This is a genomic window from Roseovarius sp. 217, assembly GCF_000152845.1.
Classification (GTDB): domain Bacteria; phylum Pseudomonadota; class Alphaproteobacteria; order Rhodobacterales; family Rhodobacteraceae; genus Roseovarius.
Window position 1 is genome coordinate 134,436 of record NZ_CH902586.1, and the last position, 12,903, is coordinate 147,338.

A 12,903-nucleotide genomic window follows, 5' to 3' on the forward strand; every position below is an offset into this window, starting at 1 on the left:
CGCCCACGGGAAAGACCCGCCGGGTGGTGGGCCTTCCAGTATCGGTTACAGCTTTTCGGTGAGTTTTGGCAGGGCGGTGAAGAGATCCGCCACGAGGCCATAATCGGCCACCTGGAAAATCGGCGCTTCTTCATCTTTGTTGATGGCGACGATGATCTTGCTGTCTTTCATGCCGGCCAGATGCTGGATCGCGCCCGAGATGCCCACGGCGACATAGAGGTTGGGGGCCACGACCTTGCCGGTCTGCCCGACCTGCCAGTCGTTCGGCGCATAGCCCGAGTCGACCGCCGCGCGGGACGCGCCGACAGCGGCCCCAAGTTTGTCCGCGAGTTTTTCGATCAGCGCGAAATCGTCCTTGGAGCCGACACCGCGCCCACCCGAGACAACGATCCCGGCTGAGGTGAGTTCGGGACGGTCCGAGGCTGCAACCTTGTCCTCGATCCATTCAGAGAGGCCGGGGTTGGCCGCCGCTGAAATGGTCTCGACGGGGGCTGCCGCCTGTTCGCCCGCCGCGTCAAAGGTCGAGGTGCGGAAGCTGATGACCTTCTTCGCGTCGCGCGATTTCACGGTCTGAATCGCATTGCCAGCATAGATCGGGCGCTCGAATGTGTCGGCATCGACCACGCCAGAGGCGTCGGAAATCACCATCACATCCAAGAGCGCCGCCACGCGTGGCAGCACGTTCTTGGCGTCGGTGGTGGCGGGGGCCACGATATGGCTGTAGTCCCCGGCGAGCGACACGATCAGGGCAGCCGTGGGCTCTGCCAGACGATGACCAAGGGAGGCATCTTCGGCCACCAGCACCTTTTTCACACCGGCGATCTTGGCCGCAGCGGCCCCTGCCGCAGCAGCCGAGGCCCCACAGCAGAGCGCGGTCACATCGCCCAGTTTGGCCGCGGCGGTGACGGCCTTGGCTGTGGCGTCGAGCGCCAGTTCCCCATCGGTGACTTCGGCGAGAAGAAGAACGGACATCATACGGCTCCCAATTCTTTGAGTTTCGCAACCAGCTCGTCGACCGAGCCGAGGATCACACCGGCTGCGCGCGAGGCGGGCTCTGATGTGCTGGTGATTTCAAGCCGAGGCGTGACATCGACGCCGTAATCGGCGGCGGTTTTCTCGTCCAGCGGCTTTTTCTTGGCCTTCATGATATTGGGCAGCGACGCATAGCGCGGCTCGTTCAGGCGCAGATCGACGGTGACGATGGTGGGTGTCTTGACCTTGATGGTCTGCAAACCGCCATCGACCTCGCGGGTGACAAGTGCTGTGTCGCCGTCCAGATCGAGCTTCGAGGCGAAGGTCGCCTGTGACCAGCCCAGAAGCGCCGAGAGCATCTGACCCGTCGCGTTCATGTCATTGTCGATCGCCTGCTTGCCGCAGAGCACGAGGCCGGGCTGCTCTTCTTCGACAATTTTCGCCAGGATCTTGGCCACGCTCAGCGGCTCGATATCCTGATGCACATCGTCGGCTGCAATCACAAGAATGGCCCGGTCCGCACCCATGGCCAGCGCCGTGCGCAGCGTTTCTTGCGCCTGTTTTACGCCGATGGAAACCGCGATTATCTCATCGGCTTTACCCGCTTCCTTGAGGCGGATCGCCTCTTCAACGGCAATCTCGTCAAACGGATTCATCGACATCTTCACATTCGCAAGATCGACACCGCTCCCGTCCGCCTTGACACGAACCTTCACGTTATAGTCGATCACACGCTTGACAGGCACAAGCACCTTCATTGGCATGGTCTCCTTGAGTTTGCGATTTGGCTTCAATAGATCTAGCGATCTTGGAAGCAGGGTTTTCGTTTTTCGGAGAACGCTTTCATGGCTTCGGGAAAGTCATGCGCGCACAGCAGAACGCTTTGGGCATCACGCTCGATTTCCAGTGCTTCAAAATAGCTACATTCCGCCGAAGCGCGCATCACGCGCTTGGCGGTCTGCACGCCGAACATCGGATGTGGGGCAATCTCGTGAGCGATCTCAAGCGCGCGCTGCTCAACCTGTTTGGCCGGAACGCACTCTTCCACAACGCGGAGGTCCTTCGCGGTCTGCCCATCAATCTCGCGGCCCGTGAGCACAAGCATCCGCGCCACCCCCGCGCCGGCGCGTTGCTGAAGAAGCCAGCTCGATCCGGTATCGGGACACCCGCCCACACGGGCAAAAACCTCGCATATCCGGGCATCTTCGGCGGCCACTATGATATCCGCCGACAGGGCCAAGCTCAGACCGGCACCGAACGCGACGCCGCAGACTGCGGAAATCAACGGTTTGCGAAAGAGATAGGCGGCGCGCCCACCATCATGAACCTTGTCGACCATTTCGGATGTGGCCCTCGCGCCCTTGGCGATCTCAGCCTGGAAGCCGACCAGGTCACCCCCGCTGCTGAAGTGTTCGCCACCGGTCATGACCATGGCCCGGATCGTATCGTCCAGTTCGGCCTCGCGCAGATACGTGACCAATTCCTCGACGAACGCGATGCTGTAGGGGTTCCGTTTCTCGGGCTGAAGGAAGCGCAGGATGCCCACTGGGCCATCCCTGTCCAAGCGAATAAGATTGGTCATTAAGGTCTCCATCAGGTTCCTGTCCAGACCGGGGATCGCTTTTCGGCAAAAGCCTTCGGTCCTTCGATCGCGTCATTGCTGACGTAAACGGCCTCGTGCTGCCGTTTGCCCGCTTCCAGACCGCCAGCGCAGCCCAGATCCATCGTGGCGCGAACGCTGCCTTTGGCCGCCGCCACAGAGAGCGGTGCGGCGCTGGCGATCCGTTTGGCAAGATCGAACGCCCGCGCGCGCACGGCGTCCGGCGTATTCTCGAGATAGTTGGTAAACCCATACGCATGCAGCCGTTCGATGGGCATCAGATCTCCGGTTATAACCAATTCCATCAAGATAGGTTGCGGCAGCATCCACAGCGCCGGGGCCGCCCAAGGTGAGCCACGACCAATCTTGACCTCGGTGACGCCGACACTGGTGCCCTTGAGACCGACGCGAAGATCGCAATTCAGCGTCAGCATCATGCCCCCCGCCATCAGCGATCCGGTCATGGCCGCAATGATGGGCTTCTTGCAGGCGCGCATCGTTTCATGAAAAGGGTCGCGCATTTTCATCAGGATATCGACGCCTTCATCGCGCGCGATCTGCCCAGCTTCCTTGAGGTCCAGCCCGGCGCAGAACACGCCGCAATCGGTCGAGGTAAGAATGGCCACGCGGACACTGTCATCGGCTTCGATTGTCTCCCAGGCATCGGTCAGCCCGTTCGTTGCTGCGACCGACAACGCGTTCTTGCGCTCGGGCCGGTCTATGCAAACCGTTGCAATCCCGTCTTCAATCGTCACATCGATGGGGTTCATCAGCCACGCCTCTTCTAGTCGTAAATTTTTCGGGTTTGATTCCGTGAGGGGTCCCCCGCAGCTGTTGCGCTGCGGGGAAGTTGATACTCATTCAACCGTGAACTTCGCCGAACTTTCCTTGATCACTTCCCAGACCACATCGAGATAGTCGGCGCTCCAGTCGGTCATCGGAACCCAGGTGTCGCCATCCCACTGTTCGACGCGCGTCTTGCCGCCGCCGCCGTGATCCGAGGGCGTGACGGTCAGGGGGGCCATCAAGCCATTCGCATCGAAGTTTTCGATAGACTCAAAGGCCGCCTTCATGGTCTCGGGCGTCAGCGGCCATCCGTTTGCCTTGATCGCCAGCCGCGCAGCTTCGAACCCGGTCGAATAGATCGCCATTCCAGTGTTGTAATACACGTCGCGAACCAAGCTTTCAGGGCCTGAGCCCTTGCCATTGGCATAGTAAGTCTCGAGCATTGTCTTGACGATTGGCACGTCCTGGCCACCGGCAACATTGGTCCCGCGCAGGATGCCCTTGGCCTCTTTCGCTCCAATATTGCTAATATCGACCTCGTTCATCCAGTTCACCGACAGGTAGCGGTCGATCGGGAAGCGGTTGCGGCGCATTTCCTTGGACGCAACCACGTGTCCACCAGCCAGAAGCCAGCTGATCACATAGTCAGGCTTGTCGCGTCGGATATTGCTCCAAGCGCCGGATTGGTCGGACCCCGGCAACGGAACCGGATAGAGGTCCAGCTCGAAACCTTCTTTCTCGGAGATGGCCTTCAGAATCTCGATCGGTTCCTGACCGAACGGATAATCCAGATAGATGAAGCCGATTTTTGCGTTTTCGAGATTGCCACCCAGTTGCTCCTTGATGAAGGCAACATCGTTTGCCGCTTGCTGCCAGTAAGTCGGCCCAACCGGAAAGACCCATTCGAACACCTCACCGTCCACTGCGTCACCGCGACCGACGAAAGTTTGCATCAGGATATTTCCGTCTTTCATGGCACGCGGCAGCACCGCGTTGGTCACCGGCGTAGACAGGAAGTAGAAGTTGAAGACACCTTCACGCTTGAGTTGCTCATAACATTCCACGCCGCGCTGGGGTTCGTTGCCATGGTCGCGGACGATAATTTCAACGGGATGGCCTTCGATGCCGCCGTTGTCGTTGGTGTACATCGCGAGATCCTGAGCGGCCTGCGCCACCTGTGGCGAGACGAAGGAATAGGACTTGCTGAGGTCAAAGCAGAGGCCAAACCGAATTGGCTCTTCGGCTTGGGCGGATGCGACCGCAGCGCTTGATGCTAAGGCAGTGGCAAGTGCCACTGCCTTGACGTGCTGTTTGAGTTCCATTTCTCTCTCCCTTTGGACTGAGTGCAGGGTATCTTTACTTCTTCCGACGCATCCCCCGCGTGACACTGCGTCTTCTGCCGCCATACCGTCATTAAACGTATTTCGAGGACCTTCCGGGACCACGTTTCAACCGATAACGGCATGTTCGGCAATCCCATCTATTCGCGAGTCCCATACCTGGCGGCCCCATATCTCGATGCGCGCCTGGCCGCCGTCATGGGGGTCGACCGCCACTGCTATCGAGGGCATCAGACCTCTTGCATGGAAGTCTTCCAGCGCACCAACGTCTGCGCCGCAGGAAGGCGTCGTAATCGGCAGTCTGCGGAGATACACAACCTTGCGCGCGACCCCCAAGATGATCGGATCCACCGCCGCCTGCGAAATTTTCGCTGAGCCAGTGGTATTGGGCTTGCGGAGATCGTACGAAACGCCAACTTTGACAGGCGCGGCCAAAGCCTTGGCACCGGACATAAGGCCTGCAGTCACCGAAAGAACCGCTAACGCCTTCGCAAGTGCTTGCATATTATTCCCCTTTAACGTTCACTCTTTCGGATATCAGCTCAGCCAACGCTTGCGTCGACTGTAGTGCTTGACATTATGAAAATCGGTGCCTTCCCCACCGCCGAGATAAAATTCCTGAATGTCGGAATTGGCCTTCAGGGCTTCAGCGGTGCCGTGCATAACCACTCGACCATTTTCAATCAGATATCCTTCAGAAACGATCTCCAGAGCGGCGAGAGCGTTCTGCTCCACAAGAAGAACTGACATGCCCTCCTCCCGATTGATCTTTTGAAGGATGCCAAAGATCTCGGCCACCAAGAACGGCGCAAGCCCAAGACTCGGCTCGTCCAGCATCAGCAAGCTCGGCTGGGTCACCAGCGCCCTACCGATGGCAAGCATTTGCTGTTCGCCGCCCGATAGATAGCCTGACTGCGAATTTCGGCGCTCGGCAAGCCGGGGAAAATAGCTGTATATCTTGTCTTTTTCCACATTCAGCTTTGATCGGGACATTCCCATCGGTGCGGCCGCGGTAAGGTTCTCGTCTGGTGTCAGATGTTCAAAGACACGCCGCCCTTCAATAACGTGACAGATACCCATTTCCACACGATCTTGCGCGAGCATTTCGGTAATGTTGGTCCCTTCGAACGTGATCTCACCCCGGCTGATATGTCCGCGTTCGGATTTTAAAAGACCGCTGATCGCTTTCAAAGTTGTGCTTTTCCCCGCGCCGTTCGAACCCAGAAGCGCGATCATCTCGCCCTTTGGCACCTGAACCGAAACACCTTTGATCGCCAGCATCACGTTGTCGTACAGCACTTCGACACTGTTCATCACCAGAATGGACGGGGCTTCGACTTTTTCCTGCATCGGGTTCTCTCTTTACTTTCTGAGTTGATCGAAGGGCCAGACCATCAGATAGTCCCTGATGTTGCCGTAGAGCTTTCCCAGCCCAAGCGGTTCGATCAGAAGAATTATGACGATCAGCGCGCCATAGACCGCGTTCGGGATATGGGCGAGCGTTTCAACGTTGATCTGCATTCCAAGCGATTGGCTTGTCACGACGACAAACCCGTTCACCAAGCCCGGCACTAGCAGGATCAGGGCAACCCCGAAGTAGGAGCCGATTATGCTCGACAATCCGCCGACGATCACCATCGCCAGCACCTGAATTGATACGTTTACCGAAAACTGCTCCGGTGCCGCCAGAAAGAAGAAGGTCGCGACCAGCAAGGCCCCGCTGACCCCCGCGATGAAGGACGATGTCGCGAAGGCCAGGATCTTGTAGTAGAAACTGTTCACGCCTAGGATCGCGGCGGCAAAGTCCTTTTCCCGCACGGCGACCAGCGCCCGCCCCAGCCCGGTGCGCTTGAGGTTCAGCATGAAGATTGTCACCAGCACACACCAACCAAACGCGACATAATAAAAGCCGGTATCGGAGGTGATCTCCTGTCCGAGCAGCGCCAGCGTCGGCGATTGGAGCGAGGCGTGCGAGCCCCCGGAAATCGCTGGTGAGTGGTTCAGAACCCAGTCCATCACGAACTGCATCGCCAGCGTCGTAAGCGCGAGATAGAGACCTTTCACCCGCAAGGCGGCAAAGGCGAACAGGCTACCTATCACCGACGACGCCAGCCCGCCGATGATCAGAGCGAATTCCCAAGGCACCCCGAACCGCGCAGCGTGAATCGCCGAATATGCGCCGACGGCCATGACGGCGGCATAGCCCAGATGAAGCTGCCCGGCCCATCCCGTCACCAGGTTCAGTCCCAGGGCGGCCGCCGTCCAAATCAACCAAGGCAGCATGTAACTGTTCAGGTAAAGCGACGGTATGATGAACGGTGCCCCAAGTCCGAACAAAAGGAAGAACACCGCCAAATTCCGGTCTGCTGGAACCTTGAACATGCGGCTGTCCGATATGAAGTTGGCGTGATGGACACCGGAAAGTCGATAAAACATCACTACACCCTTTCGATGTCGTGGCGGCCAAACAGTCCGTGCGGACGGATCATGACCGTGAGAATCAGGACTGCGGCGACGATGAGTTCACGACTCCCGCCGCCGACAAGCGGATCGAGAAAATCTGCGCCGACGTTTTCGATGATGCCAAGGATGATCCCCGCAATCACCGCACCCAGAATGCTGTCGAGACCACCCAGAACAGCGACCGTCAGACCTTTTAGGAGCAAGAGCGAAAGCGCCTGATCGACGCCCTGAATTTCGCCCCATATGACACCTGTCGCCAAGGCCACCACCGACGCCAGTGCCCAAGAAAGCCCCACCCCGCGCTCTACCGAAATCCCGACCGACCACGACGCCATGTAATCGTCCGCAATCGCCCGTAATTTAATCCCGGTCCGGGTCCGAAAGAACAGCATGAAGGCAACAAACAGCGCGAGCGCAACTCCGGCACCAACGAGATGGATGCGGCTGATGAAGATATCGCCCAGAAACAGCGGCTCATAGCTGACGCCCAGCTCAATCGGACGCGACGTCCCACCCCAGATGGCAAGCGTCGTGCCCCGCAGGAAAATGTCGAGGCCAAGTGTCAGCATCAGGATCATGACAACAGGACGTCCAGCGAGGCGCCTGAGAGCAACACGCTCGATACCGAAGCCAAGGCCGAACATGAGAACTGCCGCCAACGGAATGGCTAGCCACATCGGCAGACCCGCGTCGCGCGCGAGCGCGAGAACCACGTATGCCCCGAGCATCGTCAGTCCCCCCTGTGCCAGATTGGGCACCGAGGATGCTTTGTAAATCAGCACGAGGCCAATGGCAAAAAGCGAATAGAGCAGACCCGTAAGGGCACCGTTGATCGCAAGCTCTGTCAGAAAGACCCAGTCCATTCATACCTCCCTTATGGGAAGAGTTCGGTCGACCTTCCCCGTTTCACCGGTTTCGTAAGTCACCTGCGCACTTACATGGACCTCGTTAGATCCGTCATAGAGTGCCGCGATAACGTCTGCATAGCGTTCCTGAACGACCTTCCGACGCAGTTTCCTTGTTCGGGTTATTTCTCCATCGTCCGGATCGAACTCCTTCGGCAGACTTACGAAGCGCTTCAGGTGTAGCGGCTCGGGGATGACCTTGTTCACCCGCTCGAAAGCCTCGCGCAGAAGCAGGGCTACCTCGTCGCGTTGCGACAAATCCGAATAGGACACGTAAGGTACACCGTTCACCTCGGCCCAATGTCCTACCGATTCGAAGTCCACACAGATCATTGCCGTCAATTCGTCCAGACCGGCGCCGATCACGGCAGCATCCTTTATATACGGGCTGAATTTCAGCCTGTTCTCGATATAGTTGGGCACATACCGTTCACCGCCTGCCGTGTGCATGACTTCGGACACGCGTCCCAGAACCACAAGATGGCCGTCCTCCTCCAGATAGCCGGCGTCGCCGGAATGCAGCCACCCGCCCTCCAGGGCCTCTGCGCTTGCTTCGGGCTTGTTGAAATATCCCTCGAACACGCTGTCAGAGCGCAACAGGATTTCCCCATCCTCCGCGATCTTCACTTCGACGCCTGGCACGGGTTTGCCAACCGTATGAAGGCGCACCTCCTCTGGTGACTGAATTGCATTGATCGCGCTGTTCTCGGTCTGACCGTAAAACTGGCGCAGCTTGATCCCTAAGGCGCGATAAAATACGAACGTGTCTTCGCCGATCGCCTCGCCGCCCGTGAACGCATTCCTCAAGCGGCTCATGCCGAATTGGTCCTTGATCGGGCCGAAGATGATCGCCTCGCCCAATAGTCGGCCCAATGGTTCCAAGATCCCGCCGCCCTGGCCGTTCAGCTTTCGTGTCTCGGCGGCAATAGCCCGGTCCATGAAGAAATGGTACAACCATTTCTTCAATGGGGTTGAGTCCTCCATTCCGACCTGGATTGTTGTCAACATCTGGTCCCAGCTTCTGGGGGCTGCCAGATAGAAGGTCGGCGCAATTTCGCGCATGTCACGAAGGACTGTTTCTTGTCGCTCCGGCACATTCACAGTGAAACGCAGAAGCAACGCGGCTGCGACCGTTATGGCGTAGTCGCCGACCCAGGCCATGGGCAGATAGGCAAGGATTTCCTCGTTTTCGTCGAATGTACCGCCAGCGTGCCCGTTGCGCGCTGCGGCCAGAACGTTCTTTTGGCTCAAAACTATGCCCTTCGGTTTGCCCGTTGTGCCCGACGAGTGCAGAAAAATTGCCGGATCTTCTGGCTTGGTCCGATGCAGGAGGTTTTCGCGCCTATGCGGATCTTCGTTGAGGACGTGCCGACCCACCGCGGTTAGATGGTCCCAGGACATCAGGCCATCAATCTCGTAAAAGCTAAGCCCGCGCGCTTCGTCATAGATAATGTGAGCAATGCCGCGAGCCCCTGCGTCTCGCACCTCAAGGATCTTGTCCACCTGCTCTTGGTCTTCGGCGACGGCCGCGACGATTTCGACCTCGCCAAGGAAATGCTGAAGCTCTTCGAGCGTCGCGCCTGGATAAGCTGGCATCGCATAGCCCCCGAGCAGCGCGACCGCGATCATGCTCATATAGAGCCGGGCACGATTGTCGCCCAGGATGAGCACGGCCTTGCCGGGCGCGACACCGAGCGTTTCAAGACCAGTCGCGCATTCAAGAACCTCTTCAGTATATTCGGCCCAGGTGGTTTCCTTCCAGATGCCGCGTTCCTTTTCGCGAAGCGCGATATCCGTTCCGTGGCGCGACGCGTTCCGCGCCAGCAATGCGCCGAGCGTATTGTCCCCCGAAGACTGCATTTTTGCCCCCTCAACCATGAGACCCTCCGATATAAGCCTCGATGACCCGGGGGTCGTTCACAACCTCCCTCGGAATGCCGCTGGCGATCATTTCGCCATAGTTCAACGCAAGCATCCGGTCACAAATGCCGATGATGACATCCATATGGTGCTCGATCAGCAACACGCTGACGCCGCGTTCCGCCCGCGCATCCAGAATGAAGCGGGACATATACCCCTTTTCTTCCTGGTTCATGCCCGCCATCGGCTCGTCGAGGATCAGCATCTGCGGCTCTGCCACCAGCGCCCGGGCCAGTTCGACCCGCTTTTTTAGCCCGATCGGAAGGCCATCGACCAGCTCGTGCCGGATGCTCTCAAGTTGCAGAAACTCGATCACCTCCTCGACGATTTTACGGTTCTCGATTTCTTCACGCTGAGCCGCCCACCAATAAAGTGCGGTGCGCAAAACGCCCGGATTCATGTGGATATGCCGCCCGAGCAGGATGTTGTCGAGAACGCTCATCCCGTTGAACAGGGCGAGGTTCTGGAATGTCCGGGCGACCCCGAGCTTTGCAACCTTGTGAGGCGTCGTGCCGGTGATGTCCTTGTCGGCCAGTCGGACTGTCCCCACATTCGGCGGGAAAAACCCGGTGATCGCGTTGACAAGCGTTGTCTTGCCACTACCATTCGGACCGACGAGGCCAAAAATTTCGCCCGCCCGAATGCAGATATCCACACCCGTGACAGCGACAATACCGCCAAACCGGCGCTCGATCCCGCTGCACTCCAGTATCGCACGATCACCGATGCCGATTGCTGATTTGCTTTTTGCTGTCATCTAATCCTGTTGTCCCCACTAGGTTCGTAGCTTGCGTCAGGAAATCCGGAAATAATCCGGTCTGCCTGTTGGCCAGGGATCTCCCCACAACTGCTGACCGCCGTCTATGTTCAAAACTTCACCGGTCACAAATTTCCCTGAATTGGCCGCCATATAAACAACGCCTTCGGCAACATCCCATTCGTCGCCTGCATGCCGCATCGGATTCGAGTCCTGAAAGGTTGCCGCACCATCCTCGGGATAGCGACTGAAACCAGTACTCTCGCAACAGCCCGGTGCCACACAATTCACACGGATGCCGTGCGGTGCCCATTCGACCGCGACCGACTTGGACAGGTAGATCACCCCTGCCCGCGCCGCACAGGTATGCGCGATGCCCGGCATCCCGCGCCAAATATCGGCCACGATATTCACGATAGAGCCGGGACGCTTTTGCTCGACCCAGCGGCGCGCGGTGGATTGCATCATCCACCAGGTTCCGTTGAGGTTGGTGTCGATGACCGCGTTCCAGCCTTTTGGGGAAAAATCCAGCGCCGCCTGGGGAAACTGTCCTCCGGCATTGTTCACCAGAACGTCAATCGAACCGAATTCCCGATTGACCTCACCGACAAAACCCTCGACCCGTTCTGGGTCGCGGATGGTCATGGGCATGGCAAACACATTGCCGCCAAAAGTTTCGAGAAATTCCTTGGCCGAGGTCAGCTTTTCCGCGTCACGTCCATTGATCGCAAGACTGGCACCCAACCTGGCGAACAGGACCGCAATGGCCAGACCCAGACCACCGCCAGCGCCGGTCACGACAACGGTTTTGCCCGCGAACAAGTCGCTGGCATATACGGTTGCGCGTGCCGCTAGGGCTCCTCGCGAAGACCCGTATTGCGTCTTATACATGACGCCTCCTCCCTGTGTCCCATTCGGGTTAGTTGGAGATAATCTAACGGGCGTTAGAAAAATAATCAAGACAAGAATGAGCCATCGTCCAGCCCATTACTTTTAGTCAGTAAGACTTTGGAAGCCCGAGTGCTTTTTCAGCGATGAAAGATAAAAGCATCTGTGGTGTCACGGGCACGAGGCGAAACAGAAGCGCCTCCCTTACCAGACGCTCCACATGATATTCCTTGGCGTATCCAAACCCGCCAAATGTAATCTGCGCTGCTTCGGTCGCTTCAACTGCGGCATCTGCGGCCAATAGCTTGGCGGCGTTGGCCTCCACTCCGCACGCCTCTCCCGAATCGTAGAGGGCGGCGGCATGCATCACCATGAGATTGGCCGCTTCCACCCGTGCCCAGGCCTGCGCCAGTGGATGCTGAACACCCTGATTCTGGCCGACCGGCCTCCCAAAAACCACACGCTCCCTGGCATATTTCGCTGCCCGCACCAAAGCATTGCGCGCAATACCAATGCATTCGCCGGCCACAAGAATGCGTTCGGGGTTAAGCCCGTGCAGGATCTGCCGGAACCCCTTGCCCTCTTCGCCGATCAGGTCTTCGGCCGGAATTGGCAACCCATCGATGAACACCTCGTTCGAGTCGACCGCTTTGCGCCCCATCTTCTCAATTTCGCGCACATCCACGAAATTGCGGTTGAGATCGGTATAGAAGAGACTCAGCCCTTCAGTCGGATCAGTCAGATCCTCAATCCGTGTCGTCCGGGCCAGAAGCAGCATCTTGTGGGCCACCTGCGCGGTGGAAATCCAGACCTTCTGCCCGTGCACGACATACCTGCCGCCCTGTCGCATCGCCATGGTTTTCAACTTCGTGGTATCTAGGCCCGTCGTCGGTTCTGTCACAGCGAAACAGGCCTTTTCATCACCGGCGATCAGGGGGGGCAGCATACGCGCGCGCTGTTCTTCTGTCCCGAACTTCACCACCGGATTGAGGCCGAATATGTTCATGTGGATAGCCGAGGCTCCGCTCGCGCCAGCCCCCGACTCCGCGATCGCCTGCATCATGATGGTCGCTTCGGTAATCCCCAGACCGGCACCACCGACCGCTTCGGGCATGGCAATGCCAAGCCACCCGCCATCGGCCATCGCCCTGTGCAGCTCATAGGGAAAACCACCGTTGCGATCCCGCTCCAACCAGTAGTCATCATCGAACCGCGCGCAAATCCGCAGGATCTGTTCGCGGATTTCTTTCTGTTCATCTGTCATTCGAAAGG

At 58.3% G+C, this 12,903-nt stretch carries 13 protein-coding genes; all 13 read right to left on the bottom strand.

Features of this window, described 5'->3' with window-relative positions:
- Window positions 1-45 precede the first annotated feature (45 nt).
- The 13 genes from ROS217_RS21770 to ROS217_RS21830 all read right to left on the bottom strand — a co-directional run bounded on the left by ROS217_RS21770 (window position 46) and on the right by ROS217_RS21830 (window position 12,895).
- A complete protein-coding gene (locus tag ROS217_RS21770; protein ID WP_040652192.1) occupies window positions 46-972 on the bottom strand; it encodes an electron transfer flavoprotein subunit alpha/FixB family protein in 927 nt (308 codons plus the stop codon).
- Window positions 972-1,730 carry an electron transfer flavoprotein subunit beta/FixA family protein gene (locus ROS217_RS21775; protein ID WP_009820005.1) on the bottom strand — a complete coding sequence of 253 codons (759 nt, stop codon included), beginning with the start codon at window positions 1,728-1,730 and terminating at the stop codon, window positions 972-974. The genes ROS217_RS21770 and ROS217_RS21775 overlap by 1 nt, the downstream gene beginning before the upstream one ends.
- A 41-nt stretch (window positions 1,731-1,771) precedes the next feature.
- Window positions 1,772-2,518: an enoyl-CoA hydratase/isomerase family protein gene (locus ROS217_RS21780; RefSeq protein WP_254656515.1), complete on the bottom strand. Its 747-nt coding sequence runs from the start codon at window positions 2,516-2,518 to the stop codon at window positions 1,772-1,774.
- Between the two features lie 47 nt (window positions 2,519-2,565).
- Window positions 2,566-3,342 (bottom strand): enoyl-CoA hydratase/isomerase family protein, encoded by a 777-nt coding sequence (locus ROS217_RS21785; protein WP_009820007.1) that lies wholly within the window; start codon window positions 3,340-3,342, stop codon window positions 2,566-2,568.
- An 87-nt stretch (window positions 3,343-3,429) separates the two neighbouring features.
- Window positions 3,430-4,680 carry an ABC transporter substrate-binding protein gene (locus tag ROS217_RS21790; RefSeq protein ID WP_009820008.1) on the bottom strand — a complete coding sequence of 417 codons (1,251 nt, stop codon included), beginning with the start codon at window positions 4,678-4,680 and terminating at the stop codon, window positions 3,430-3,432.
- A gap of 126 nt (window positions 4,681-4,806) precedes the next feature.
- Window positions 4,807-5,202, bottom strand: a complete 396-nt coding sequence (locus tag ROS217_RS21795; protein WP_040652107.1) for a hypothetical protein — start codon at window positions 5,200-5,202, stop codon at window positions 4,807-4,809.
- Between the two features lie 33 nt (window positions 5,203-5,235).
- Window positions 5,236-6,048 carry an ABC transporter ATP-binding protein gene (locus ROS217_RS21800; RefSeq protein ID WP_009820010.1) on the bottom strand — a complete coding sequence of 271 codons (813 nt, stop codon included), beginning with the start codon at window positions 6,046-6,048 and terminating at the stop codon, window positions 5,236-5,238.
- 12 nt (window positions 6,049-6,060) lie between these two features.
- Entirely contained in the window at window positions 6,061-7,134 is a 1,074-nt protein-coding gene (locus ROS217_RS21805) for a branched-chain amino acid ABC transporter permease (RefSeq protein WP_040652109.1), read from the bottom strand.
- 2 nt (window positions 7,135-7,136) lie between these two features.
- Window positions 7,137-8,024, bottom strand: a complete 888-nt coding sequence (locus ROS217_RS21810; protein ID WP_009820012.1) for a branched-chain amino acid ABC transporter permease — start codon at window positions 8,022-8,024, stop codon at window positions 7,137-7,139.
- Window positions 8,025-9,944 (bottom strand): AMP-dependent synthetase/ligase, encoded by a 1,920-nt coding sequence (locus tag ROS217_RS21815; RefSeq protein WP_009820013.1) that lies wholly within the window; start codon window positions 9,942-9,944, stop codon window positions 8,025-8,027.
- Complete coding sequence (locus ROS217_RS21820; protein WP_009820014.1) at window positions 9,937-10,743, bottom strand: ABC transporter ATP-binding protein; 807 nt, start codon at window positions 10,741-10,743, stop codon at window positions 9,937-9,939. The genes ROS217_RS21815 and ROS217_RS21820 overlap by 8 nt, the downstream gene beginning before the upstream one ends.
- A gap of 36 nt (window positions 10,744-10,779) precedes the next feature.
- Window positions 10,780-11,634, bottom strand: coding sequence for an SDR family oxidoreductase (locus tag ROS217_RS21825; RefSeq protein ID WP_040652112.1), 855 nt, complete (start codon window positions 11,632-11,634; stop codon window positions 10,780-10,782).
- A gap of 106 nt (window positions 11,635-11,740) precedes the next feature.
- Window positions 11,741-12,895: an acyl-CoA dehydrogenase family protein gene (locus ROS217_RS21830; protein ID WP_009820016.1), complete on the bottom strand. Its 1,155-nt coding sequence runs from the start codon at window positions 12,893-12,895 to the stop codon at window positions 11,741-11,743.
- Window positions 12,896-12,903: the final 8 nt, after the last annotated feature.

Coding starts and splice junctions, on each gene's coding strand:
- ROS217_RS21825 (WP_040652112.1), bottom strand. CDS start 11,634: ATGTATAAGACGCAATACGGGTCTTCGCGAGGAGCCCTAGCGGCACGC.
- ROS217_RS21795 (WP_040652107.1), bottom strand. CDS start 5,202: ATGCAAGCACTTGCGAAGGCGTTAGCGGTTCTTTCGGTGACTGCAGGC.
- ROS217_RS21770 (WP_040652192.1), bottom strand. CDS start 972: ATGTCCGTTCTTCTTCTCGCCGAAGTCACCGATGGGGAACTGGCGCTC.
- ROS217_RS21815 (WP_009820013.1), bottom strand. CDS start 9,944: ATGGTTGAGGGGGCAAAAATGCAGTCTTCGGGGGACAATACGCTCGGC.
- ROS217_RS21805 (WP_040652109.1), bottom strand. CDS start 7,134: ATGTTTTATCGACTTTCCGGTGTCCATCACGCCAACTTCATATCGGAC.
- ROS217_RS21820 (WP_009820014.1), bottom strand. CDS start 10,743: ATGACAGCAAAAAGCAAATCAGCAATCGGCATCGGTGATCGTGCGATA.
- ROS217_RS21785 (WP_009820007.1), bottom strand. CDS start 3,342: ATGAACCCCATCGATGTGACGATTGAAGACGGGATTGCAACGGTTTGC.
- ROS217_RS21830 (WP_009820016.1), bottom strand. CDS start 12,895: ATGACAGATGAACAGAAAGAAATCCGCGAACAGATCCTGCGGATTTGC.
- ROS217_RS21800 (WP_009820010.1), bottom strand. CDS start 6,048: ATGCAGGAAAAAGTCGAAGCCCCGTCCATTCTGGTGATGAACAGTGTC.
- ROS217_RS21775 (WP_009820005.1), bottom strand. CDS start 1,730: ATGAAGGTGCTTGTGCCTGTCAAGCGTGTGATCGACTATAACGTGAAG.
- ROS217_RS21810 (WP_009820012.1), bottom strand. CDS start 8,024: ATGGACTGGGTCTTTCTGACAGAGCTTGCGATCAACGGTGCCCTTACG.
- ROS217_RS21790 (WP_009820008.1), bottom strand. CDS start 4,680: ATGGAACTCAAACAGCACGTCAAGGCAGTGGCACTTGCCACTGCCTTA.